19 protein-coding genes are annotated in these 21,488 nt (G+C 74.0%); 17 read left to right on the top strand and 2 right to left on the bottom strand.

Annotated features, from left to right (window positions below; translation table 11 throughout):
* Positions 1–173: 173 nt before the first annotated feature.
* From ACW14Y_RS26665 to thiD, 3 genes are all read left to right on the top strand, one after another.
* Complete coding sequence (locus tag ACW14Y_RS26665) at positions 174–1,139, top strand: thiamine-phosphate kinase (protein WP_266271608.1); 966 nt, start codon at positions 174–176, stop codon at positions 1,137–1,139.
* Between the two features lie 258 nt (positions 1,140–1,397).
* Entirely contained in the window at positions 1,398–2,423 is a 1,026-nt protein-coding gene (locus ACW14Y_RS26670; protein WP_380299278.1) for a 6-phosphofructokinase, read from the top strand.
* 18 nt (positions 2,424–2,441) lie between these two features.
* Positions 2,442–3,239 carry a bifunctional hydroxymethylpyrimidine kinase/phosphomethylpyrimidine kinase gene (gene thiD, locus ACW14Y_RS26675; protein WP_456983650.1) on the top strand — a complete coding sequence of 266 codons (798 nt, stop codon included), beginning with the start codon at positions 2,442–2,444 and terminating at the stop codon, positions 3,237–3,239.
* 133 nt (positions 3,240–3,372) lie between these two features.
* On the opposite strand, the gene rpmB is transcribed toward thiD, so the two are convergent.
* Positions 3,373–3,558 (bottom strand): 50S ribosomal protein L28, encoded by a 186-nt coding sequence (gene rpmB / locus ACW14Y_RS26680; RefSeq protein WP_073813963.1) that lies wholly within the window; start codon positions 3,556–3,558, stop codon positions 3,373–3,375.
* Positions 3,559–3,843: 285 nt separating this feature from the next.
* Here rpmB and ACW14Y_RS26685 point away from each other — a divergent pair, with 285 nt between their 5' ends.
* The 10 genes from ACW14Y_RS26685 (at position 3,844) to mutM (ending at position 13,891) form a co-directional block, all read left to right on the top strand.
* Positions 3,844–5,475, top strand: a complete 1,632-nt coding sequence (locus ACW14Y_RS26685) for a DAK2 domain-containing protein (protein ID WP_380299274.1) — start codon at positions 3,844–3,846, stop codon at positions 5,473–5,475.
* Positions 5,476–5,560: 85 nt separating this feature from the next.
* Entirely contained in the window at positions 5,561–7,795 is a 2,235-nt protein-coding gene (gene recG, locus ACW14Y_RS26690) for an ATP-dependent DNA helicase RecG (RefSeq protein WP_456983651.1), read from the top strand.
* Between the two features lie 151 nt (positions 7,796–7,946).
* Positions 7,947–8,480 (top strand): hypothetical protein, encoded by a 534-nt coding sequence (locus ACW14Y_RS26695; RefSeq protein WP_266271614.1) that lies wholly within the window; start codon positions 7,947–7,949, stop codon positions 8,478–8,480.
* Between the two features lie 116 nt (positions 8,481–8,596).
* The gene (gene rsmD, locus ACW14Y_RS26700) at positions 8,597–9,181 is read left to right on the top strand and encodes a 16S rRNA (guanine(966)-N(2))-methyltransferase RsmD (protein WP_266271615.1); all 585 of its coding nucleotides are present in this window, start codon (positions 8,597–8,599) and stop codon (positions 9,179–9,181) included.
* 51 nt (positions 9,182–9,232) lie between these two features.
* Complete coding sequence (gene coaD, locus ACW14Y_RS26705) at positions 9,233–9,724, top strand: pantetheine-phosphate adenylyltransferase (RefSeq protein WP_375927063.1); 492 nt, start codon at positions 9,233–9,235, stop codon at positions 9,722–9,724.
* Between the two features lie 226 nt (positions 9,725–9,950).
* Positions 9,951–11,156 (top strand): ATP synthase F0 subunit B, encoded by a 1,206-nt coding sequence (locus tag ACW14Y_RS26710; RefSeq protein ID WP_380299268.1) that lies wholly within the window; start codon positions 9,951–9,953, stop codon positions 11,154–11,156.
* 169 nt (positions 11,157–11,325) lie between these two features.
* Positions 11,326–11,970 (top strand): YceD family protein, encoded by a 645-nt coding sequence (locus ACW14Y_RS26715; RefSeq protein WP_266271617.1) that lies wholly within the window; start codon positions 11,326–11,328, stop codon positions 11,968–11,970.
* Positions 11,971–11,972: 2 nt separating this feature from the next.
* Positions 11,973–12,146 carry a 50S ribosomal protein L32 gene (gene rpmF, locus ACW14Y_RS26720; RefSeq protein WP_030056747.1) on the top strand — a complete coding sequence of 58 codons (174 nt, stop codon included), beginning with the start codon at positions 11,973–11,975 and terminating at the stop codon, positions 12,144–12,146.
* Between the two features lie 20 nt (positions 12,147–12,166).
* Complete coding sequence (rnc, locus tag ACW14Y_RS26725; RefSeq protein ID WP_063772516.1) at positions 12,167–12,955, top strand: ribonuclease III; 789 nt, start codon at positions 12,167–12,169, stop codon at positions 12,953–12,955.
* Between the two features lie 57 nt (positions 12,956–13,012).
* A complete protein-coding gene (mutM, locus tag ACW14Y_RS26730) occupies positions 13,013–13,891 on the top strand; it encodes a bifunctional DNA-formamidopyrimidine glycosylase/DNA-(apurinic or apyrimidinic site) lyase (RefSeq protein ID WP_380299265.1) in 879 nt (292 codons plus the stop codon).
* Between the two features lie 100 nt (positions 13,892–13,991).
* On the opposite strand, the gene ACW14Y_RS26735 is transcribed toward mutM, so the two are convergent.
* Positions 13,992–14,915 (bottom strand): DMT family protein, encoded by a 924-nt coding sequence (locus ACW14Y_RS26735; RefSeq protein WP_380299263.1) that lies wholly within the window; start codon positions 14,913–14,915, stop codon positions 13,992–13,994.
* A gap of 305 nt (positions 14,916–15,220) precedes the next feature.
* Between ACW14Y_RS26735 and ACW14Y_RS26740 the strand changes: the two genes are divergently transcribed.
* The 4 genes from ACW14Y_RS26740 to smc all read left to right on the top strand — a co-directional run bounded on the left by ACW14Y_RS26740 (position 15,221) and on the right by smc (position 21,450).
* The gene (locus ACW14Y_RS26740; RefSeq protein WP_456983652.1) at positions 15,221–16,591 is read left to right on the top strand and encodes a hypothetical protein; all 1,371 of its coding nucleotides are present in this window, start codon (positions 15,221–15,223) and stop codon (positions 16,589–16,591) included.
* 144 nt (positions 16,592–16,735) lie between these two features.
* Positions 16,736–17,035 (top strand): acylphosphatase, encoded by a 300-nt coding sequence (locus tag ACW14Y_RS26745; RefSeq protein WP_380299259.1) that lies wholly within the window; start codon positions 16,736–16,738, stop codon positions 17,033–17,035.
* Between the two features lie 414 nt (positions 17,036–17,449).
* Positions 17,450–17,653, top strand: coding sequence for a hypothetical protein (locus ACW14Y_RS26750; protein WP_266271624.1), 204 nt, complete (start codon positions 17,450–17,452; stop codon positions 17,651–17,653).
* A 197-nt stretch (positions 17,654–17,850) separates the two neighbouring features.
* Entirely contained in the window at positions 17,851–21,450 is a 3,600-nt protein-coding gene (smc, locus tag ACW14Y_RS26755) for a chromosome segregation protein SMC (RefSeq protein WP_456983653.1), read from the top strand.
* Positions 21,451–21,488 lie beyond the last annotated feature (38 nt).

Genomic DNA, 21,488 nt, shown 5'->3' on the forward strand with positions numbered 1-21,488 from the left:
CCCGGTCGGGTGTCGGGTGGCGAACGGGTTCACGGCAGACTGATCACCACGCTACCCCCCGGTGGGCCGGGGAGGGGAGACCTCTGCGCCGTCGGAGGGCGTACGCTGCGCGCGAGGCGGCGTGACCGCAGGACGTAGGCGCCCGGGGCCGGGCGCGACCGGGAGGACGGCAGATGCAGGGGACCGTGGGCGAGCTCGGCGAGTTCGGACTCATCAGGGAGCTGACCGCCCGGGTGCCGCTCACCGACGCGGTCGACCTCGGCCCGGGTGACGACGCCGCCGTGGTGAAGGCCCCGGACGGCCGGGTGGTGGCGACCACCGATGTGCTCATCGAGAACCGGCACTTCCGCCGGGACTGGTCCACCGCGTACGACGTGGGCCGCAAGGCGGCCGCGCAGAACCTCGCCGACGTGGCCGCGATGGGCGCCGTGCCGACCGCGATCCTGCTCGGCCTGGTCGCGCCGGCGGACCTGCCGACCACCTGGGCCACCGAGCTGATGGACGGGCTGCGCGACGAGTGCCAGGTGGCCGGCGCGACGGTGGTCGGCGGTGACGTGGTGCGCGGGGACACCATCACGCTGGCCATCACGGCGCTCGGGGACCTTCAGGGGCGCGCGCCGGTGACGCGCGCCGGTGCCCAGGTGGGCGACGTGGTCGCGGTCACCGGCTGGCTCGGCTGGTCGGCGGCGGGCCTGACGGTGCTGCAGCGCGGCTTCCGCTCGCCGCGGGCCTTCGTCGAGGCCCACCGCCGCCCCGAACCGCCGTACCACGCCGGGCCGTCCGGCGCGGAGCTCGGCGCCACCGCGATGATCGACGTGAGCGACGGGCTGGTGGCCGACCTCGGGCACGTGGCGCTGGCCAGCGGGGTGGACATCGACCTGCGGGCGGCCGACTTCGACGTGCCCGCGCAGATGGCGGACATCGGCCAGGCGGTCGGGGTCGACCCGCTGGTGTGGGTGCTGTCCGGGGGGGAGGACCACGCGATCGTGGCGACCTTCCCGCGCGGGGTCCAACTGCCCGCCCGCTGGCGGGTGGTGGGTGAGGTCGTCGGCCGCTCCCGGGCGGCCAGGGGCGGCCGGGTGACGGTGGACGGCGAGCCCTGGGACCGGGTCGGCGGCTGGGACCACTTCTCGGAGTGACGGGCCGGGGTCGCGGCCGGGGAAGTGCCCGGGGACGCGGCAACGGGGCGGCGGGGAGCGGCGGTCGGCGCTCGGCGGGGAGCTGCGGGACGGGCCTCGGGGTGTGTGACGGGGGCGTGCGACGCTCCCGGGCGCTCGTGCGAACCGGTCCCCGGCGGGGTGTGCGCATAGGCTTGGCCCACAGCCCGGCCACCCGTCCTCGACAGGGGTGGTCTGGACCACTGTGGTCTGAACCACTTGGAGCGGGGAGGCGTCGGCATGCGCATCGGAGTCCTGACCAGCGGCGGCGACTGCCCCGGCCTGAACGCGGTGATCCGCTCCGTGGTGCACCGCGGCACCGATGTGCACGGCGACGAGATCGTCGGCATCGAGGACGGCTTCCTCGGGCTGATCGAGGGCCGCACCCGCCCGGTCTCGCACGACGACGTCACCGGTCTGCTCACCCTCGGCGGTACCGTCCTCGGCTCGGCCCGGGTGCAGCGCGAGCGGATCGCCTGGGCGGTGGAGAACGCCAAGACCCTCGCCCGGGACATCGGCATCGACGCGCTGATCGCGATCGGCGGCGAGGGCACCCTCACCGCCGCCCGGATGTTCAGCGAGGCCGGGCTGCCGGTGGTCGGCGTCCCGAAGACCATCGACAACGACATCGACGCCACCGACGTCACCTTCGGCTTCGACACCGCCGTGCACGTCGCGACCGAGGCGATCGACCGGCTCAAGACCACCGCCGAATCGCACCAGCGGGTGATGGTCGTCGAGCTGATGGGACGCCACACCGGCTGGATCACCCTCACCGCCGGCATGGCGGGCGGTGCGCACGGAATCCTGATCCCCGAGAAGCCGTTCGACATCGAGGGCGTGGCCCGGATGGTCGAGGACCGCTTCTCCCGGGGCAAGAAGTTCGCCATCATCGCGGTCGCCGAGGGCGCCTCCCCGATGCCCGGCACCATGCGCTTCGACCACGGCGAACTCGACCGGTTCGGGCACCGCACCTTCGGCGGGATCGGCAACCGCCTCGCCAACGAACTGGAGAACCTGCTCGGCAAGGAGGCCCGCCCGGTCATCCTCGGCCACGTCCAGCGCGGCGGCACCCCGACCGCCCGCGACCGCGTCCTCGCCACCCGCTTCGGCTGGCACGCGGTGGAGGCCGTCCACCGGGGCGCGTTCGGCCACTTCACCGCGCTGCGCCGGGGCGACATCAGGCTGGTGCCGATCGCCGACGCGGTGACCCGGCTCAAGACCGTCCCCGAGCAGCGCTGGGCGGAGTCGGAGGCCGTGCTCTGACCACGTAGGTTGGGGGCCATGTCCTCCACCGCACCCCCTCGTGTGCTCACCGTCGCCGGCTCCGACTCCGGCGGCGGCGCCGGGATCCAGGCCGACCTCAAGGCGATGCTCGCCCTCGGCGTCCACGGCATGAGCGTCGTCACCGCCGTCACCGCGCAGAACTCGCTCGGCGTCCAGGGTTACTGGGAGCTGCCGGCCGAGGCCGTCCGGGCCCAGTTCCGCAGTGTGGTCGACGACATCGGCGTCCAGGCCGTGAAGACCGGCATGCTCGCCTCGATCGAGCTGGTCGAGACCGTCTCCGAACTGCTGACCGGGGTCGGCGCCCCGGTCGTGGTGGACCCGGTGGGCGTCTCCAAGCACGGTGACGCGCTGCTCGCCACCGAGGCCGTCAGTACCGTCCGGGAGCGGCTGCTGCCGGTCGCCACCCTCGCCACACCCAACCTGCACGAGGTGACGCAGCTCACCGGCCGGACGGTCGAGGGCGAGGGCGACATGCTGGACGCGGCCAAGGCACTGCTCGACCTCGGGCCGCGCTGGGTGCTGGTCAAGGGCGGGCACCTGGCCGGCGAGGCGGCCGACCTGCTGTACGGGGGCGCGGGGGAGGAGCACTGGTACCGGGCGCCGCGCTACGACAACCGGCACACCCACGGCACCGGCTGCACGCTGGCCAGCGCGATCGCCTCGGGCCTGGCCAAGGGCGAGGAACTGCCGGCGGCGGTGGCCTCGGCCAAGGAGTACATCACCGGAGCGATCGCCGGCGGCTTCGCGCTCGGCGCCGGCATCGGCCCGGTGGACCACGCCTGGCGCTGGCGCTAGCCGCCCCCGGACACGACTGTGGGCGGGCCCGAGGGCCCGCCCACAAGAGGTCGGTCGGATACCGGAACAACAGAAAGCCGGTTCATCCGGGGATGAACCGACTCACTGGAGGACCGGCATACCGGTCTGCGCGTCAGCGCGAGACCTTACCGGCCTTGATGCACGAGGTGCAGACATTGAGCCGCTTCGGCGTCCGCCCAACCACAGCGCGCACCGTCTGGATGTTGGGGTTCCAGCGACGGGGGGTACGGCGGTGCGAGTGGGAGATGCTGTTGCCGAAGCCCGGCCCCTTGCCGCAGACGTCGCAGTTGGCAGCCACAGGAGTCACTCCAAGACTTCAGAATCATTTACGTGAGACAACCCCGCCGGACCAGCGGAGCACTCACGTGAACCGAACCGGGCCAAGGGGAGAGCCTGGACCTGTTCCAGGCAACCGGAAGAGCATACAACGCTTGCTTCCGTTCGACGAAACTACCATGACCAGCGGGGTGATCGCTCCGGCCGCCGTGTCCGCCGCCGCCGTCCGGGCCCCGATAACCTGCCCGTACCACCCCTCGCCGTTCACTCTCAGGCCATCACGGCGTCCCACTCCGGAGGAGACCTGGTGCTGCACACGCTCGACGCCCCGGCCGTGCGCAGCTGGTGCCAACTGGCGCTGCGGGCGCTCGGCCAGGCCCGCGAGGAGATCGACGCACTCAACGTCTACCCCGTCCCGGACGGCGACACCGGCACCAATCTGTACCTGACCGTGGAGTCGGCCGCCGCGGCCGTCGAGAGCCGCTTCGCCGAACCGGGCCCCGGTCCGGCGCCCGGCCTGGCCGAGACCGTCCGGGCGATGGCCCGGGGCGCGCTCGTCGGCGCCCGGGGCAACTCCGGGGTGATCCTCGCCCAGTGGCTGCGCGGCACCGCCGAGACCCTCGCCGGGGGCGGCGGCGCCGACCAGCTGCGGACCGCCCTCCAGCGGGCCGCCGACTCCGCCTACCAGGCGGTCGCCGAACCGGTCGAGGGCACCCTGCTGACCGTCGCCCGGATCGCCGCCCGGGAGGCCGCCCGGGCCGGCGACGGCCTCGGCCAGGTCGCCGAGGCCGCCCACCGGGCCGCCAGGGAGGCCCTGCGGCACACCCCCGAGCAGCTCCCCGTCCTGGCCGAGAACGGCGTGGTGGACGCCGGCGGCCGGGGCCTGGTCGCCGTCCTCGGGGCGCTCGCCGACGCGGTCGCCGGCCACCAGCCGATGGGTCCGGTCGCGCTGCGCGACGACCTCCGGCCGGTGGAGAGCTGCCGGCTCCATGTGCGCCCGCCCGGGCCCGGCCACCCCGCCTTCGAGGTGATCTACCTGCTGGACGCGCCCGACGAGGCGCTGCCCGCGCTGCGCGAACGGCTCGCCGGGCTCGGCGACTCGCTGGTGGTCGGCGGCGGCGACGGCCTGTGGAACGTCCACGTCCACGTCGACGACGCCGGTGCCGCCGTCGAGGCCGGGGTCGGGGCCGGGCGCCCGCACCAGATCCGGATCACCCACTTCGCCGAGGCCGCCGCCCGCTCCGGCGCCGCCGCCGGCCGGGGCGAGCCCGAGTGGCGGGCCCGCGCGGTGCTCTCGGTGGTCTCCGGCCCGGGCCTGGCCGAACTCTGCGAACAGGCCGGCGCGGTCGTGCTGCACGCCGAGCCCGGCCGCCCGCCGGCCAGCGCCGAGCTCACCGCCGCCGTACGCCGCGCCGCCGCCCGCGAGGTGGTGCTGCTGCTCAACGACCCCGAACTGCGGGCCGCCGCCGGGGCCGCCGCCGACCAGCTGCGCGAGGAGGGGGTGCGGATCGCGGTGCTGCCCACCCGCTCGCCGGTCCAGGGACTGGCCGCGCTCGCCGTGCACGAGGCCGGGCGGCGCTTCGACGAGGACGTGGTCGCGATGACCTCGGCGGCCGGGGCCACCCGGTACGCCGAACTGGCCGTCGCCGAGGGCGAGTCCTGGACCATGGCCGGGGTCTGCCAGGCCGGTGACGTGCTGGGGCTGATCGACGGGGACGTCGCGGTGATCGGCACCGGGCTGGCCGAGGTCGGCGCGAGCGTGCTGGACCGGATGCTCGGCGGCGGGGGCGAGCTGGTCACCCTGATCCTCGGCGAGGGCGCCCCCGAGGGCCTCGCCGAGCAGCTGGCCGCCCAGGCCCGGCACAGCCGGCCGGAGGTGGACGCGGTGGTCTTCCACGGCGGCCAGGAGTCGGCGCCGCTGCTCATCGGAGTCGAGTGAACACCCGGACCGGTCGAGCGACCGGTCGCTCGACCGGGCGGTGTGCGGGCCGGACTGTCGGTCCGGTGGTGTAGACAGGGGCCTGATGGGCGCTCTCGATGAACCACTGACCAAGCTCGTCGGCGACCGGACCGCCAAGGTGCTCGCCGACAGTCTCAAGCTGCGCACGGTCGGGGACCTGCTGCACCACTATCCGCGCCGCTACGTCGAGCGGGGCCGGCTCACCAGTCTGGACGAGCTGGAGGTCGACGAGCACGTCACCGTGCTGGCGCGGATCGACAAGGTCACCCTGATCCCGTTCCGCGGCCGCAAGGGCGACCGGCTGGAGGTGGTGGTCACCGACGACCGCAGCCGGCTCACGCTGGTCTTCTTCAACCAGGGCTGGCGGCAGAAGGAGCTGCGGCCGGGCACCCAGGGCCTGTTCGCGGGCAAGGTCGGGGTGTTCAACCGGGCCCGCCAGCTGGCTTCCCCCGACTACCAGCTGCTCGACGACACGGACGGCGGCGGCGCCGCCGCCGGATTCGCCAGCCGGCTGATCCCGGTCTACCCGGCCAGCGCCCAGATGCCCAGCTGGAAGCTCTCGCTCTGCGTCGAGACGGCACTCACCAAGCACCTGTCCGACGTCGGCGAGCCGCTGCCCGCCGAACTCCGCGACCGGCACGGCCTGATCGCGCTGCCCGAGGCGCTCGAACTGATCCACCGCCCGCAGAACCAGGCCGACCGCGAGCGCGCCCAGGACCGGCTCCGCTGGGACGAGGCCTTCGTCCTCCAGGTCGCCCTCGCCCGGCGCCGGGCCGCCGACTCCGCCCTGCCCGCCAAGCCGCGACCGGCCCGCCCCGGCGGCCTGCTGGACGCCTTCGACGCCCGGCTGCCGTTCACCCTCACCGAGGGCCAGCGGAAGGTCTCCGCCGAGATCTCCGCCGACCTGGCGAGCGACCACCCCATGCACCGGCTGCTCCAGGGCGAGGTCGGCTCCGGGAAGACCCTGGTGGCGCTGCGGGCCATGCTGGCCGTGGTCGACGCGGGCGGGCAGGCGGTGCTGCTCGCGCCCACCGAGGTGCTGGCCCAGCAGCACCACCGGTCGATCGTCGAGATGATGGGCGACCTCGCCGAGGGCGGCCTGCTCGGCGGCTCCGACCTGGGCACCCGGGTGGCGCTGCTCACCGGGTCGATGGGCGTGCCGGCCCGGCGGCAGGCCCTGCTCGACATGGCCTGCGGGGACGCCGGGATCGCGATCGGCACCCACGCCCTGATCGAGGACAAGGTGCAGTTCCAGGACCTCGGCCTGGTCGTGGTCGACGAGCAGCACCGGTTCGGCGTCGAGCAGCGGGACGCGCTGCGGGCCAAGGGCGAGCAGCCGCCGCACCTGCTGGTGATGACGGCCACCCCGATCCCGCGCACGGTCGCGATGACCGTCTTCGGGGATCTGGAGACCTCGGTCCTGGACCAGCTGCCGGCCGGGCGCTCGCCCATCTCCACCCATGTGGTGCCGGCCGTGGAGAAGCCCAACTTCCTGACCCGGGCCTGGGAGCGGGTCCGCGAGGAGGTGGCCAAGGGCCACCAGGCGTACGTGGTCTGCCCCCGGATCGGCGACGAGGAGCCGGAGCCGGCGAAGGGCGCGAAGCGCAAGCGCCGCCCTGCGGAGGACCTGGAGGAGCTGCTCGACGACGCGCCGGACGAGGGCGCGGCGGCCGACGGCGACCGGCGGCCCCCGCTGTCCGTGGTGGAGACCACCGCGAAGCTGGTGGCGGGCCCGCTGGCCGGGCTGCGGGTGGAGATCCTGCACGGCCGGCTGGCGCCGGAGGCCAAGGACGAGGTGATGCGCCGGTTCGCCGCCGGCGAGGTGGACGTCCTGGTCGCCACCACGGTGATCGAGGTCGGGGTGAACGTGCCGAACTCCACCGCGATGGTGATCATGGACGCGGACCGGTTCGGCGTCTCCCAGCTGCACCAGCTGCGCGGCCGGGTCGGGCGGGGCTCCGCCCCCGGGCTCTGCCTGCTGGTCACCGACATGCCGGCGGCCAGTCCGGCCCGGGCCCGGCTGGACGCGGTGGCGGAGACCCTGGACGGCTTCCGGCTGTCCCGGATCGACCTCGAACAGCGCCGCGAGGGCGATGTGCTGGGCCAGGCGCAGTCCGGGGTGAAGTCCTCGCTCAAGGTGCTCTCGGTGCTGGAGGACGAGGAGGTCATCGTGACCGCCCGGGCCGAGGCCACCCGGCTGGTCGCCGAGGACCCCGACCTCACCGCCCATCCGGACCTGCGCACGGCCCTGGCCAGCCTGCTGGACGAGGACCGCGCGGCCTACATGGAGAAGGGCTGACCGGTCCGGCGGAGGGCCGACCGGGCCCACCCGCAGGGCCCTCGGCCGAGCCCTCGGCCGAGCCCGATTGTCAGACCCCCGGGAGAGAATGAAGGTGTTCGGGACGCACCCCCAAGGTGCGTTCCCGGCACGACACTTGGGGGTTTAGCCAATGGCATTCCGTCATCTCAACGAGCTCCCGCTGGGCGACAAGGTCTTCCGGATCGAACTCGCCAGCGACGACGACCGCGAGGTCACCCTCACCCTGGCCGGCTGGCGCGAGGGGGCCGCCGCCACCCCGCTCGCCTCCGGCAAGCTGCGGCTCCCGGTCGAGGACGTCGCCTCGCTGCGGATCGCGCTCAACCGCGCGCTCCGGGCCCTGGCCATCGTCGCCGACGTCTCCGAGCCCATCCCCGACCGCGACGTGCTGCGCGAGCTCTACCCCGGCCACGGCGCCCCCTGGGTGCCGCAGCACGAGGAGGAGCTGGTCCGGCGCTTCCACGAGAACGAGACCGTCGCCCGGATCGCCGCCCGCTTCGGCCGCACGCCCGACTCCGTCCGCACCAAGCTGCGCGAGCTCGGCCACGACCCGCGCCGTCCCGAGTACTGCCCGCCCGACGGCTGCCTGTCCTGGTCCCGCTACGCCTCGCCGTCGCTGCTCGGCGCGGCCGTCCCGGAGCCGGCGGCCGGGTCCGAGGCGAGCTGACCCGACCGGGGGGTCGGCACCGGAGGGGCGTCCCGCGCGGGCGCCCCTCCGGCGTGAGCGGAGGGCGGTGATCGGGATAGCGTGGTCGGGCAGCGACGAAAGGACCCTCCACCACCATGACCCGCGTGATCGCCGGGGCGGCCGGCGGCCGCCGACTGGCCGTACCGCCCGGCCGGGGCACCCGACCGACCTCCGACAAGGCCCGCGAGGCGATGTTCTCCACCCTGGAGGCGCTGCGCGGCACCCTGCACGGCGCCCGGATGCTGGACCTGTTCGGCGGATCGGGCGCGGTCGGCCTGGAGGCGCTCTCCCGCGGGGCGGCGCACGTGCTGCTGGTCGAGGCGGACGCCCAGGCGGCCCGGGTGATCCGGGAGAACGTCCGGACGGTCGGCCTGCCGGGCGCGCTGGTGCAGGCGGCCAGGGCCGAGAAGGTCGTCGCCGGGCCGGCCCCGGAGGTGCCGTACGACCTGGTCTTCCTCGACCCGCCGTACGTGGTGACCGACGACGAGGTCCGGGAGATGCTGATCACACTGTCGGCCGGGGGCTGGCTCGCGGAGGACGTACTCGTCACCGTGGAGCGCAGCACCCGCGGTGGTGCGTTCGGCTGGCCGGAGGGCTTCGAGGAGCTGCGCTCCCGTCGTTACGGCGAGGGCACGCTCTGGTACGGTCGCGCCGCCGACGAGACCCGCGACCACCCCTAGCGGGCCCGGGCCCGCAGCAATCACGTCACCCCACGAGGGAGCACACACGCCATGCGCCGCGCCGTCTGCCCCGGGTCCTTCGACCCGATCACCAACGGTCACCTCGACATCATCGAGCGGGCCTCGAAGCTGTACGACGTGGTGCATGTCGCGGTCGCGATCAACCGCAACAAGCAGGGCATGTTCAGCATCGAGGAGCGGATCGCGCTGATCGAGGAGACCACCGCCCAGTACGGCAACATCGTGGTCGAGTCGCACCTCGGCCTGCTGGTGGACTTCTGCCGGGAGCGGGACATCCCGGCCATCGTCAAGGGCCTGCGCGCGGTCAGCGACTTCGACTACGAGCTGCAGATGGCCCAGATGAACCACGGCCTGACCGGCGTCGAGACGCTCTTCGTGCCGACCTCGCCGACGTACAGCTTCCTCTCCTCGACCCTGGTGAAGGAGGTCGCCTCCTACGGCGGCGACGTCTCGCACCTGCTGCCGGAGACGGTGCACCGCCGGCTGGTCGAGCGGATCGCCGAGCGGCGCGCCCAGCAGTAGGGAGCGGTCCCGGGAAGGGCGGGCGGTGACCGGCCGACGGTGACCGCCCGTCCGTTTCTGCCGGTTCGTCACGGTATGCCGGGCAGGTGGCGGGGCGGCCCGGTCCGGGCGTTGTGACCTCCCCCGGCGCTGGCCGTACAGTCTGTATTCCTGCCCTGCGGTGACGTCCACCGCGCCGGGCGCTGCCTCCGCCGGACCTCGGCGGCACACGGAAAGACGAATCCCCGTGGACGTGCAGAACAAGGTCGACGAGATCGTGGCGGCCGTCGAGAACGCCCGCTCGATGCCCATGTCGTCCTCCTGCGTGGTGAACCGTGCCGAGCTGATCAGCCTGCTCCAGGACCTCAGGTCGGCCCTGCCGGCCGAGCTGGCCCAGGCCCGGTCGGTGGTGGCCGACCACGACTCGATGGTGGCCGGCGCCCACGCGGAGGCCGATCGGATCATCCAGGGCGCGCACGCCGAGCGCGGTTCGCTGATCTCCGACACCGAGGTGGTCCGGCGCGCCCAGGCCGAGGCGGACCGGATCCTCGCCGAGGCCCGCGCCGAGGTCGACACCAAGCGCACCGAGGCCGACGACTACGTGGACAGCAAGCTGGCCAACTTCGAGGTCGTGCTCACCAAGACGCTCGGCGCGGTCGGCCGGGGCCGCACCAAGCTGCGCGGCGACGGCAGCGTCTTCGAGGTCGAGTACGAGGCCGAGACCGACGGCGAGGAGTTCCGCCCGCAGCGGATCAGCCCCAGCCCCGAGGTCGACGAGTACGTCGATGTGAAGCTCGCCACCCTGGAGAACGTGCTCAGCGCGACCCTGGAGGCGGTCGGCAAGGGCCGCGACAAGCTGCTCGGCAAGCGGCCGATCGACGAGCTCGGCGCCTACCTGGCCGCCGCCGACGAGGCGCAGCAGGCCAAGGAGCGCGCCGAGGCGGTCGCGGCCGGTTTCGCCGGGGACTCGGAGGGCAGCGAGCTGGCCTGGTACCGCGAGGAGGTGCCGCAGCAGCAGACCTGGCCGGAGCAGACCCCGGCCGCGGCCGGCTGGCAGGCGCCCGGCGCGGACCAGTACGCGGTGGCCCAGCAGGGCGGCGCCCAGTACGCCGAGGTGTACGGCGGCGGCTTCGACCCGGCGGCCGGCCAGGCCGCGGACCCCTACGGCAATCAGTGGGGCCACCAGGGCCCGGAGGCCGGCGGGTACCAGCAGCAGCACCAGGGCTACCCCGACGGCCAGCAGGCCGGCTACGGCTACCCGGCCCAGCAGCAGGGCTACGAGCAGCAGCAACAGCAGCAGCAGTACGGCGGGGGCGGTTACGACTACCCGCAGCAGCCGGGCAATCCGCCCGCGCCGGTGCCGCAGCAGAACCAGGCCGGACTGGACGAGACCAGCTTCTTCGACACCAGCATGATCGACATGACCAGGCTGCGGGAGCTCGGCGGCCGGTAGGAGGGCGCGCTCCCGGCTCCCGGCCCCCGCGGTCGGGAGCGAAGTTGGGCCTGACGGGAGACTCGGGTAGTCTGACCACTCCGGCCTCTCCGTGTCGGACCGCAGGTCTGCCCGCGAACCGCCCGACCGGCAGCGCCGCGCACCGATCCCCTCAGGAAGTCAGGACATCTTGAACCGCCTCGACCACCGCGACCCCCTCGTGTTCGACACGCACGAGCTGGGCCGTCGTCCGGGTGCGCTGCGCAAGGTGTCCCGCACCCTGGAGGCCCCCGAGGGCCTGGGGATCATCGATGTGATCGGTGTCCCGGAGAAGAGCGAGATCGAGCTGGAGCTCCGCCTGGAGTCCGTGGTCGAGGGCGTGCTGGTCACCGGCACCGCCGGGACCGTGGTCGAGGGCGAGTGCGTACGGTGCCTGGAGCCGGTCGAGTTCGACCTCGACGTGGACTTCCAGGAGCTGTACTACTACCCGGAGTCCGACGAGCGCCTCCGCGCCCGGACCCCCGGGGCCGAGGACCTCGACGAGGACCCGGAGAACGAGACTTACCGCCTGGAGGGCGATTTCTTCGACCTCCAGCCGGTGCTGCGTGACGCGGTGGTGCTCGCACTGCCGCTGCAGCCGGTGTGCCAGGAAGACTGCCTGGGCCTGTGCTCCGAATGCGGGGCGCGCCTGAGCGACGACCCGGCGCACCACCACGATGCCGCCGACCCCCGGTGGGCGGCTCTGCAGGGACTCTCCGCCGCCCCCGGCGACGAGGGTGACGGAACCAAGAACAGCGGTACCCGTGAGGGTCTCGCCGAGAACCAGGAGAAGTAGCCGTGGCTGTTCCGAAGCGGAAGATGTCGCGCAGCAACACGCGCCACCGCCGTTCCAACTGGAAGGCCGTTGTCCCGGCCCTCGTGGCGTGCGACCGCTGCCACGAGCCGAAGCTGGGTCACATCGCGTGCCCGAGCTGCGGCACGTACAACCGTCGCCAGGTCCTCTCGGTCTGATCGGCGGGGTGTACGGATCGATGTCGGACGGTAACTCTTCCCGCAAGGCGACCAGCGCCCCGAAGACCCCTTCGGGCGGTGGTAAGGCCGGCGGGCCGGCTTCGACCGAATACGACGTCCTGGAAGGGCGCCTCGGGTACACGCTCGAGCGCGCCCTTCTGGTGCGTGCCCTGACCCACCGCTCGTACGCGTACGAGAACGGTGGCCTGCCCACCAACGAGCGCCTGGAGTTCCTCGGCGACTCGGTGCTGGGCCTGGTGGTGACCGACACCCTCTACCGCGTCCACCCGGACGTCCCCGAGGGCACGCTCGCCAAGCTTCGCGCCGCGGTGGTGAACTCGCGCGCGCTCGCCGATGTCGGCCGGGGTCTCGACCTCGGTGTGTTCATCCGGCTCGGCAAGGGCGAGGAGGGCACCGGCGGCCGCGACAAGTCGTCGATCCTCGCCGACACCGTCGAGGCGGTCATCGGCGCGGTCTACCTGGACCAGGGCCTGGACGCCGCCACCGAATTCGTCCACCGCCTGTTCGACCCGCTGATCGAGGAGTCCTCTCAGCTGGGCGCGGGCCTGGACTGGAAGACCAGCCTCCAGGAGCTCACCGCCTCGGTGGGCATCGGAGTGCCCGAGTACGTGGTCGAGGAGTCCGGTCCGGACCACGAGAAGACCTTCACCGCGGCGGCCCGGGTGGCCGGCGAGGACTTCGGCAGCGGCGTCGGCCGCTCGAAGAAGGAAGCCGAGCAGAAGGCCGCCGAGAGCGCCTGGCGCGCGATCAAGGAGAAGCACGCCGACCGGCTGCCGAGCGGCGCCTGAGCACGCAGTAGCCTTCCTCCTGCAGAGCCGAGTCCGTTCCGCAGGAGGCGTGTTCCCGTGCCCGAACTTCCCGAGGTCGAGGTCGTCCGCCGAGGTCTGGCGAACTGGGTCGCCGGGCGGACGGTCGCCGGCGTCGACGTCCTGCACCCGCGCGCGGTCCGGCGCCAGCCGGCCGGTGCGGCGGACTTCGCGGCCCGGCTCACCGGCACCACGTTCGGCGCCGCGCAGCGCCGCGGCAAGTACCTCTGGGTCCCGCTGACCGGCCGGGGCCAGGGATTCTCGATGATCGGCCACCTCGGAATGAGCGGCCAACTGCTCGTCCAGGACCCGACCGTGCCGGACGAGACGCATCTGCGGGTCCGGCTGCGCTTCACCGACGGCGGGCGCGAGCTGCGCTTCGTCGACCAGCGGACCTTCGGCGGGCTGGCGGTCGAGGAGGCCGAGGACGACGACCCCGAGGGCACCCCGGTCTCCATCGCGCACATCGCCCGCGACCCGCTCGACGCCCGGTTCGACGACGCCGTCTTCGTCGCGGCGCTGCGCGCCCGGCGCACCACGGTCAAGCGGGCGCTGCTGGACCAGACGCTGATCAGCGGGGTCGGCAACATCTACGCGGACGAGGCGCTGTGGCGCTCCCGGCTGCACTACGACCGGCCGTCCGCGACGCTCACCCGGCCGCAGGCGGCGCTGCTGCTGGCGAACGCCCGCGAGGTGATGACGGCGGCGCTGGCGGTCGGCGGCACCAGCTTCGACAGCCTGTACGTCAATGTGAACGGCGAGAGCGGCTACTTCTCCCGGGACCTGGACGCCTACGGCCGGGAGGGCGAGCCCTGCCGCCGCTGCGGCACCGCGATCCGGCGGGCCGCCTGGATGAACCGGTCCAGCTACTTCTGCCCCCGCTGCCAGCGGGTTCCGCGGGTGCGCGACGGGGGCTGAAGGGGCGGGCGGCGCCCTCTCGCGCCGCCCGCCCCTCCGGCCCCGCTGTCAGCGGTCGGCCTCGGAGGTCCGTCTCGAAGGCCGGCCCCGGAGGCCGGTGTCAGCGGTCGGCGAGTTCGGGCCGGGCCGGTTCGCCGTCGGGGAGGCCGCCGTGGGTGTCCTGGCCGAAGTAGGCGACCCCGACCGCCGAGACCACCGCCAGCACGAAGCCGGCCACGCCGAGCCAGCCCAGCCCGGCCTTGGAGGAGTCGCCGAGCCAGAGCACGCCGACCGCGCCCGGCAGCACCGTCTCACCGACCACCAGGGCGGCCGTGGCGCCGTTCACCGAGCCGATCTGCAGGGCCACGGTGTGCACGTACATACCGCCGATGCCGCCGACCAGGATCGCGTACAGCGCCGGGTCGGAGAGCAGGCTGCCGAGGTCGAAGGGCTCGACGCCGTTCAGGATCCGCACGCCCACGCCGAGCGCGCCGAAGCCGAGACCGGAGAGCAGACCGGCGACGATCGCGCCGTTGGCCCCCATCCGGCGCACCAGCAGTGCGCCGCCCACCAGCAGCACGGTGGTGATCAGCAGCAGCCACCAGTGGAAGGCCATCTCGGTGTGGTGCCCGCCCTCGGGCCCGGCCGAGACGGCGAGCAGGACGAGCGCCGAGCAGAGCACGCCGATCGAGGCCCACTCCAGCTGCTTGAGCCGGATCCCGAGCAGCTTGATCGACAGCACCGCGGTGATCACCAGGTTGGCGCTGATGATGGTCTGGGAGAGGAACAGCGGCAGCAGCCGGGCGGCCAGCGCGCCGAGTCCGAAGCCGATGAAGTCCAGCACCGTGCCGAGGATGAACTCCCAGGTCACGGCGGCCTTGGCGGTGGAGGAGAGGCTCGGCCCGCCGTGTGCGGTGGTGCCGGTGGAGTCGCCGCCCTTGGCGGCCTCCTCGCGGGCGGAGCGCCGGGATCCCACGGCCTGGAGGACCGAACCGGTGCCGTAGCAGGCGGAGGCCGCCACAGCGGTGACGAGGCCGATGATCACACGTGCTCCGATCAGGAGGGACGGGGGAGGACGGTCGAGGCAGGGGGTGACCGTTCGGCCACCACTATGCCTGGTCGCGCGGTACGGACGGGACGCCCCGGGACGGGCTCCGCGCCCGCCGGGACACGCCGGGAGGTACGAGCGGGCCGGTGGCCGGGTTCCCGCCCGGACCGAGCTCCGGGGCGACCGGAGGAAAGATCATCCCGAGGAAGGGGACCGACCCCGGCGGACGGTGGGGGTGCCGGTCCGCCCCGTACCCGGCCGGTATGCCCTGCCGGGGGACCGGTCGCGGTAGCGTCGGTGGCATGAGAACCCTTGCTCGACGACGTTCCCGGGGTGCCGGGCCGCTGGCCCTGGTGGCGGCGCTGCTCGGGCTGCTGCTCCTGCTGGCGCCGGCCGCCTCGGCGGCGGGCGGCCTCGACGACGCGACCGCCGCGCTCAAGCAGGGCCGGGTGTACGTCGACCCGGCGATGACGGGCCGGTTCGGACAGGCCCAGGCCGACGCGTTGACCGAGAAGATCCGCAAGGCGGACAAGCCGGTCTTCGTGGCGGTGGTCCCGGCGGCCGACCCGTACGGCGCCTCGACCGTCTTCGACGACCTGCGCACCAAGGTCGGCATCACCGGCACCTACGCGATCTGGCGCGGCGACCAGTTCCAGGCCCGCTCGGACAAGGAGGCGCTGCCCACCGCGAGCGCCCAGCGGATCGCCGGCGCGTCCTTCCGCGCGCACCCCGGCGACATCGACGCCACCCTCAACGACTTCGTGGACACCGCCGCCCCGCAGGTCAAGGGGCACGGCGTGAACAGCACGGCGGGCGGCGTCTCCGCCGCCGCGGTCGCCGTCCCGCTGGCCCTGCTGGCGCTGGCCGGCACCGGGGTGTTCCTGCTGTTCCGCCGGTCCAAGCGGCGCAAGGAGGACCAGCGCCGGGCCGAACTGGCCCAGGTCCGCCGGGTGGTGGACGAGGACATCACCGCCTACGGCGAGGAACTGGACCGGCTGGACTTCGTCCCGTCCGCGCCCGACGTCGACGACGTGCAGCGCGGCGACTACACCCACGCCCTGGACTCCTACGAGCGGGCCAAGCGGCTGATGGACGAGGCCAAGGGGCCGGAGGACGCCAAGCCGGTCGCCGAGGCGCTGGAGGACGGCCGGTTCGCGCTGGCCACCCTGGCAGCCCGGCGGGCCGGGCACCCGCTGCCCGAGCGGCGTCCCCCGTGCTTCTTCGACCCCCGGCACGGCCCGTCGGTCAAGGACGCCGACTGGGCCCCGGCGGGCGGCGCCGCCCGCTCCGTCCCGGTCTGCCGGGCGGACGCGGACCGGCTGGCGGCCGGGCAGGACCCGGACATCCGGACCGTGCCCACCGAGCACGGCCCGCAGCCGTACTGGAACGCGGGTCCGGCGTACGGCCCCTGGGCCGGCGGCTACTTCGGGGGCTTCGGCGGCGGCGGTCTGCTGCCGGGCCTGCTGGTCGGCACCATGCTCGGCTCGATGATGGCGACCCCGGCCTACGCGTACGGCCCGGCGGACGGCGGCTCCGGCTACGAGGGCGGGGACCAGTCCGGTGCCGACTACGACTCCTCCGACTTCGGCGGCGGCTTCGACGGCGGCGGTGGGGACTTCGGCGGCGGTGGCGGCGACTTCGGTGGCGGCGGCGACTTCGGCGGGGGTTTCTGACCCCGTCGGCCCCGCTCCGCTCCGCCGCCCCCGGCCGGTCCCGCGACCGGCCGGGGGCGGCGTCGTACCGGCGGCGTCATCCCGGCGTCGTCGGGCTGGCTCCGCCGTGACGCGGGCCGCCGTCGCGGCGGATAGGGTCGGGACATGCACGGTCGCGACGCCCACAGTGACGAGCCCGTCCGCGTCACCGCCTGGGTACGCGGCAAGGTGCAGCAGGTCGGCTTCCGCTGGTGGACCAGGGCGCGGGCGCTGGAGATCGGACTGACCGGCTACGCGAGCAACCTCGGCGACGGCCGGGTGCAGGTGGTGGCCGAGGGGCTCGCCCCGGAGTGCGAGGAACTGCTCGCGCTGCTCAGGGGCCCCGACACACCGGGCCGGGTCAGCGGGGTGACCGAGATCTGGACCGCCGTCGGCGCCGGGTACGGGACCTTCGAGATCCGCTGAACACCCCCGTCGGCGGGGGCCGGGACGGGTCGATCGAAAACGATCGTCAACCGGCGGTGTCGTACGGTTGCCATCCGGGCAGACTCGTGGTTGACTCCGCATCGAACGATGATCCACGAGCATGTGAAGGACCCCCCTTCGTAGCCGTCGGGCGTGACGACACCGCCAGGCAGGTGACAGGGGCGCGGTAGCGTGCGGTGATCGTGTTGACCCGTACCGTCTTTGGTGAGACGCTGGAAACCCGCGCACACGACCGCGTTATTCCGGTAGGTGCATGCCCCCGTGAGCCCAGCTCACGGTGGTTGTGCCGTAGTGCCCAGCCAGCACTGCCGGTGCGACGCCGCGCGTGCGTCCCCCTTCCCCCTAGACCTGTACCGTTCCGGTTCGGTCACTCAGCGTGGAGGACCATTCATCATGGCAAAGGCGCTTCTCGGGTACGTCGGCGGCCCCGACCCGCGAATGCTCACCGAGATGCGACGGCTGCAGCAGCGCGTCCAGGATCTCGAAGCCGAGCTCATCAGGATGCAGGCTGTGAACGACGCACTCACCGCTGTCGCCGGCGAGCACTCGTTGCTCAACAGCATCGACCTGGATCAGCGGGAGCCGGCTCTCACCTGAGTCCCGCCCGATCTCTCGGTCGACGCCGCTGTGCACTGAGCCGCCCCGAAAGGGACGCAGCTTGCAAGGGACGCCCCGTGTGGCGTCCCTTCGTCGTGTCCGGCCGCGATCGCCGCAGGTCCCGGCCCTGCGGGCGGATACAGTCGCCGCAGGGCCCCGGCCAGGGCCCGGCGATCGAGGGGCGAGGAGAGCGGCGCGTGCACCTGAAGAGTCTGACGCTGCGCGGGTTCAAGTCCTTCGCCTCCGCCACCACCCTGCGCTTCGAGCCCGGCATCACCTGCGTGGTCGGGCCGAACGGCTCCGGCAAGTCCAACGTCGTCGACGCGCTCTCCTGGGTGATGGGCGAGCAGGGCGCCAAGTCGCTGCGCGGCGGCAAGATGGAGGACGTCATCTTCGCCGGCACCAGCGGGCGCGCCCCGCTCGGCCGGGCCGAGGTCAGCCTCACCATCGACAACACCGACGGCGCCCTGCCGATCGAGTACGCCGAAGTGACCATCACCCGGACGATGTTCCGCAACGGCGGCAGCGAGTACGCGCTCAACGGCGACACCTGCCGGCTGCTGGACATCCAGGAACTGCTCTCCGACTCCGGCATCGGCCGCGAGATGCACGTCATCGTCGGGCAGGGCCGGCTCGACTCCGTTCTGCAGGCCGACCCGATGGGCCGGCGCGCCTTCATCGAGGAGGCGGCGGGCGTCCTGAAGCACCGCAAGCGCAAGGAGAAGGCGCTGCGGAAGCTCGACGCGATGCAGGTCAACCTCAACCGGGTCCAGGACCTGGTGGCCGAACTCCGGCGCCAGCTCGGCCCGCTCGGCCGACAGGCCAGGATCGCCCGCCGGGCCGCCGGGATCCAGGCCGACCTGCGCGACGCCCGGCTGCGGCTGCTCGCCGACGACCTGCTCGGCCTGCGCCGGGCCGTCGAGGCGGAGATCGCCGACGAACTGGCCCTGCGGCTGCGCCGTTCCACCGTCGAGCAGGAACTCGGCCGGGCGATCCAGCGCGAGGCCGTGCTGGAGGCGCAGGTCCAGCAGCTCGGCCCCGGCCTGGAGGCGGCCCGGCAGACCTGGTACCGGCTCTCCGCCCTCGCCGAACGCACCCGCGGTACCGTCGGACTGGCCGGGGCGAAGGCCCGGCACGCGGCCGCCGACGGGCAGTCCGAGGAGCGGCGCGGCCGCGACCCGGAGGAGCTGGAGCGCGAGGCCGAACGGGTCAGGGAGGAGGAGGCCGCGCTGGCCGAGGCCCTGGAACAGGCCCAGGAGGCGCTGGACGAGGCGGTCGACACCAAGGCCGAGCTGGAACGCGCCCTCGTCGCCGAGGAACGCCGGCTCAAGGACGCCGCCCGGGCCATCGCCGATCGCCGCGAGGGGCTGGCCAGGCTCCAGGGGCAGGCCGCCGCCGCCCGGTCCAGGGCCGCCGCCGCCGAGGCCGAGATCGGCCGGCTCGCCGAGGCCCGGGACGAGTCGCTGCAACGCGCCGGGGCCGCCCGCGAGGAGTACGAGGAACTGAAGGCCAGGGTCGACGCCGAGGCGGAGGACGGCGAACGGGCCGACAGCGCGCACGAGGACGCCGGGGAACTGCTCGCCGCCGTCGAGCGGGAGCTCGCCGCGGCCCGCGAGGCGGCCGCCGTCGCCGAGCGCGAGCGGGCCGCGCTGACCGCCCGGCACGACGCCCTCGCCCTCGGCCTGCGCCGCAAGGACGGCAGCGGCGCGCTGCTCGCCGCCGGGGACCGGCTCGCCGGACTGCTCGGGTCGGCCGCCGGACTGCTGAGGATCGCCCCCGGCCACGAGACCGCCGTCGCGGCCGCGCTCGGCGCCGCCGCCGACGCGGTGGCCGTCGACTCGCCCGGCGCCGCCGCCGAGGCGCTGCGGCTGCTGCGCGAGCAGGACGCCGGCCGGGCCGCCCTGCTGATCGCCGGTGCCCCCCGACCCGACTCCCCGGCGGGGGAGTTGCCGCCGGGCGCCCGCTGGGCCGCAGACCTGGTCGACGGACCGCCCGAACTGCTGCCCGCCGTCGGCCTCCTGCTGGCCGGGACCGCCGTGGTGGACACGCTCGACGCGGCGCTCCGACTGGTCGCCGAGCACCCCGGGCTGAGCGCCGTCACCGCCGAGGGCGACCGGCTCGGCGCGGCCTTCGCCCACGGTGGTTCCGGCGCCGCGCCCAGCCTGCTGGAGACCCGGGCGGCCGTGGACGAGGCCGCCCGGAGCATCGCCGAACTCGACGTCCGCTGCGCCGAGTCGGCCGAACGACTGGCCGAACTCACCGAGCGGCGCCGCGAGTCGGCCGCCGCCGTGGAGCAACTCGCCGTCCGGCGGCGGCAGCTGGAACGCGAGCGGGCCGAGGTGGCGGGTACCCTCGGCCGGCTCGGCGGACAGTCCAGGGCCGCCGCCGGGGAGGCCGAACGGCTGACCGCCGCCGCCGGCCGCGCCGAGGAGGGCCTGGACCGGCTGCTCACCACCGCCGAGGAGCTGGCCGAACGGCTGGCGGTGGCCGAGGAGACCGCCGCCGACGGGGAGGACGAGCCGGACGCCGCCGAGCAGCAGCGGCTGGCCGGGGCCGCCACCGCGGCCCGGGCGACCGAACTGGAGGCCCGGCTCGCGGTGCGCACCCACGAGGAGCGGGTCCGCGCCCTGGCCGGGCGGGCCGACCAGCTGGACCGGGCCGCCCGCGCCGAGCGCGAGGCGCGGGCCCGGGCCGCCGAACGCCGCCGCCGGGCCGAGCGGGACGCCGCCGTGGCCGTCGCGGTCGCCGAGGGCGCCCGGCAGCTGCTCGCCTGTCTGGAGGTGTCGCTGGCCCGGGCGGACGCCGAACGGGCCGCGATCGAGCAGGCCAGGGCGGCACGCGAGGCGGAGCTGCGGGAGCACCGCGAGCACGGCCGCGAACTCAAGGACGAGCTGGACAAGTTGGTCGACGCCGGGCACCGCGACGAGGTGCTGCGGGCGGAGAAGCGGCTGCGGATCGAGCAGTTGGAGAGCCGCGCGCTGGAGGAGTTCGGCATCGAGGGCGGCGAACTGCTGGACTCCTACGGTCCCGACCGGCCGGTCCCGCCCTCCACCCCGGAGGAGGGGCAGGAGCCGGGCGAGCCCCGTCCGTACGACCGGGCCGAGCAGGAGAAGCGGCTGCGCGCGGCCGAGCGGGCGTACCAGCAGCTGGGCAAGGTCAACCCGCTGGCACTGGAGGAGTTCTCCGCGCTGGAGGAGCGCCACCGCTTCCTCGGCGAGCAGTTGGACGACCTCAAGCGCGGGCGGCGCGACCTGCTCGACATCGTCAAGGACGTCGACCAGCGGGTCGAGCAGCTGTTCACGGCCGCGTACCACGACACCGCCGCGCAGTTCGAGGGCGTGTTCTCCCGGTTGTTCCCGGGCGGCGAGGGACGGCTGGTGCTGACCGACCCGGACTCCATGCTCACCACCGGGGTCGAGGTGGAGGCCCGCCCGCCCGGCAAGAAGGTCAAGCGGCTCTCCCTGCTCTCCGGCGGGGAGCGTTCGCTCACCGCGGTGGCGCTGCTGGTCTCGATCTTCAAGGCCAGGCCCAGCCCGTTCTACGTGATGGACGAGGTCGAGGCGGCGCTGGACGAGACCAACCTGCGTCGGCTGATCGGGATCATGGAGGAGCTGCGGGAGAGTTCCCAGCTCATCGTGATCACTCACCAGAAGCTGACCATGGAGTCCGCCGACGCGCTGTACGGGGTGACCATGAAGGGCGACGGCATCTCGCAGGTGATCAGCCAGCGGCTGCGGGACGACCGGAAGGAGCGCCGGACCGGGCCCGTGCCCGTTCCGGAGGCGGTCCCGTCCTGAGCCGGCGGTGACCGGGCGGCGGTGCCGGCGGCGGTCCG

Source organism: Kitasatospora sp. cg17-2, assembly GCF_054031055.1.

What these genes read in the sequence shown, in the direction of transcription:
- ACW14Y_RS26665 (WP_266271608.1), top strand. Translation starts at nt 174, where the DNA reads ATGCAGGGGACCGTGGGCGAGCTCGGCGAGTTCGGACTCATCAGGGAG.
- ACW14Y_RS26670 (WP_380299278.1), top strand. Translation starts at nt 1,398, where the DNA reads ATGCGCATCGGAGTCCTGACCAGCGGCGGCGACTGCCCCGGCCTGAAC.
- thiD (WP_456983650.1), top strand. Translation starts at nt 2,442, where the DNA reads ATGTCCTCCACCGCACCCCCTCGTGTGCTCACCGTCGCCGGCTCCGAC.
- recG (WP_456983651.1), top strand. Translation starts at nt 5,561, where the DNA reads ATGGGCGCTCTCGATGAACCACTGACCAAGCTCGTCGGCGACCGGACC.
- ACW14Y_RS26695 (WP_266271614.1), top strand. Translation starts at nt 7,947, where the DNA reads ATGGCATTCCGTCATCTCAACGAGCTCCCGCTGGGCGACAAGGTCTTC.
- rsmD (WP_266271615.1), top strand. Translation starts at nt 8,597, where the DNA reads ATGACCCGCGTGATCGCCGGGGCGGCCGGCGGCCGCCGACTGGCCGTA.
- coaD (WP_375927063.1), top strand. Translation starts at nt 9,233, where the DNA reads ATGCGCCGCGCCGTCTGCCCCGGGTCCTTCGACCCGATCACCAACGGT.
- rnc (WP_063772516.1), top strand. Translation starts at nt 12,167, where the DNA reads ATGTCGGACGGTAACTCTTCCCGCAAGGCGACCAGCGCCCCGAAGACC.
- ACW14Y_RS26740 (WP_456983652.1), top strand. Translation starts at nt 15,221, where the DNA reads ATGAGAACCCTTGCTCGACGACGTTCCCGGGGTGCCGGGCCGCTGGCC.
- ACW14Y_RS26745 (WP_380299259.1), top strand. Translation starts at nt 16,736, where the DNA reads ATGCACGGTCGCGACGCCCACAGTGACGAGCCCGTCCGCGTCACCGCC.
- ACW14Y_RS26750 (WP_266271624.1), top strand. Translation starts at nt 17,450, where the DNA reads ATGGCAAAGGCGCTTCTCGGGTACGTCGGCGGCCCCGACCCGCGAATG.